We start from the raw sequence: 389 nt of genomic DNA, 5'->3' as shown, positions 1-389 counted from the left end.
TCAATGAAAGGCTGCCACCGAAGTGGCAGCAACCAGAACGCGCCGGGCTTCTGATTGCGACCTACTGGCCTCAATGAAAGGCTGCTACCGAAGTGGCAGCAACGGCAGAACTTGCGAATTTCCGCCTCACTATATTGAGCCTCAATGAAAGGCTGCCACCGAAGTGGCAGCAACGCAGATTGAGTGGTGCCTGGTGGAGCGTGACGCTGATCGCCTCAATGAAAGGCTGCCACCGAAGTGGCAGCAACGGTACACGCCGAGGACACCGAGCGCTGCGGCGAGGCCGCCTCAATGAAAGGCTGCCACCGAAGTGGCAGCAACGATGGCGAGCAGGGTTTCCCATTGGAGGTCTGTGCCGCCTCAATGAAAGGCTGCCACCGAAATGGCAG

The organism is Corynebacterium sp. HMSC063G05 (genome assembly GCF_001810555.1).
Classification (GTDB): domain Bacteria; phylum Actinomycetota; class Actinomycetes; order Mycobacteriales; family Mycobacteriaceae; genus Corynebacterium; species Corynebacterium jeikeium_D.
This window is presented reverse-complemented; position numbering follows the sequence as displayed.